This is a genomic window from Jatrophihabitans lederbergiae (assembly GCF_031845305.1).
Lineage (GTDB): Bacteria > Actinomycetota > Actinomycetes > Mycobacteriales > Jatrophihabitantaceae > Jatrophihabitans_A > Jatrophihabitans_A lederbergiae.
On record NZ_JAVREH010000148.1, the window covers coordinates 1 to 1,677 of the forward strand.

2 protein-coding genes are annotated in these 1,677 nt (G+C 60.5%); both read right to left on the reverse strand.

Annotation, left to right across the window (positions count from 1 at the left end; translation table 11 throughout):
- Positions 1-371: 371 nt before the first annotated feature.
- Positions 372-581 (reverse strand): hypothetical protein, encoded by a 210-nt coding sequence (locus RM423_RS24615; RefSeq protein ID WP_311425673.1) that lies wholly within the window; start codon positions 579-581, stop codon positions 372-374.
- A 33-nt stretch (positions 582-614) separates the two neighbouring features.
- The gene (locus RM423_RS24620) at positions 615-1,370 is read right to left on the reverse strand and encodes a hypothetical protein (RefSeq protein ID WP_311425674.1); all 756 of its coding nucleotides are present in this window, start codon (positions 1,368-1,370) and stop codon (positions 615-617) included.
- Positions 1,371-1,677 lie beyond the last annotated feature (307 nt).

Here is a 1,677-nt window from a genome sequence, read left to right on the forward strand (position 1 = left end):
ACCGATATTCTTCACCCTGAAGGTGCTCCTTGTTGACGACGATCTGGCCTCAAGAACCTCGATCATCGTTGACCTGGAGCACTTTTCAGTTCACCGGCACGCCGCCACCATGAAAGCCCCGGGCTAGACAGCGGGCGGGCGAGTCACACACAAACGTGGTGGGTGTTGTATGGCGAAGCGCCGAGCGAACAGACCGTGACCGTTGCGCTAGCAGGCGGCTCACAACCACCGGTCCTTGGGGTAGGGCGACTCTGGGCATGCGAGTGGGTGGGTACGGCCCAAGACGTGCGGGTTAAGTTCGCCGGCAAATCGGAAGTTCTTTTTCCGCTACGCCACTGGGCCGAGACCGTCCGGGCCCGATGAGAACGGCGTCAGTGGTGCGTCGGATCGAAGCACGTCCAACCGCCTGTGCCGGTGACGGGCGCGGCGTTGCCGGCGCAACCTGACGCTGGATCGTGCACCGACTGCTGGTACTCTTGGTGGCGCGGTGAGTTGCCACCGGCACCGGCGGCTTCCACGCTGAGTACCGACGCGGCAGCAATGATCAGGAAGCCGATGCCGGTGAAAGCAAGCTTCTTCACGGAGTACCTTTCTTGACGTCAAGGTCGTCGACCCTACCACTCATGGGGTGTAACCCGCGACGGTAGCTGAACCGGGTAGAGCACCTGCAGTGGAAAACGGTACGTGTAGGGGCCGTGGGCTACGGGACTGCGCGCATACACGTACCAGTAGCCTGAATAACCAGGAAGTTCCCAGCCCGTTTCGATCGCCATGTTGTGGTCGGCATTGTTGTTGTCGTAGAGTCGGCAGCCGTTTGGAGTCCAGCTGATCAAAGTGTTCGCGAGCTGGGGGTGACCAACCACCGGAGCGCACTGAGAGATGACGGAGCCACCATCTGTTGGGCGTCCGACCCCGCCATTGGCAAGATCTCCGGAGAAGATGATCGCGCTGACATTAGTGTTGACGCGCACCCGAATGGGGTTCGCCTGCGTTTGAGCGCCGGTTAGCTGCCACGTATAGTCGATATGGGTCTCACCGAGATGGCGGCCGTTATAGCCAAACTCGATGTTGGTCGCGTAGTAGCCCGCCCGGAAGTCGTCGTAGACGGTCCAGCAGCCCACACCGACGCCGCAGTACCCCGATTGGGCCACGCTCGGCGTGACTTGCTTGCGAGTCGATGAGGTAACGCACACCCAGCCACCGGAACGAGCCGTTGTTGGCGTCGAACACTGGTTGCGAGCGCGCAACTCTGATGCCGGATTCCGAGGCACCACGCGGGCACGCGTTGCGCCAGCTGATGTCGGCACTATGGCCACCACCAGAGCTGCAGCACTCATACAAACCGCGAACAACCGTTTATTACGCTTCATCAAAGCTCCCCCGGAAGTTTAAAACAACTGGTCGGCTCATTGAACATCTCGAGGGTCCGGAAGGCAAGCGATTAAGTCAAACACTTTTGGGCACGGGTCGGAGCATGGCCGGAATTCATTGATCTTCCCCCGATAGAGGTCTCAGAGACATGCCGCACTCGTTGACTCGGCAAGCACTCACTAGCCCGAAACTTTCACGCGGCGCCTGTTGATCGTCGTTCTTGGGGCGGCAGCCTCTGTGGTTTCCGATTGTGCCGTGCGGGCAGGACAGTTTGGCCGAGGTCGCTCGGTGCGCCGGTTCCACGTG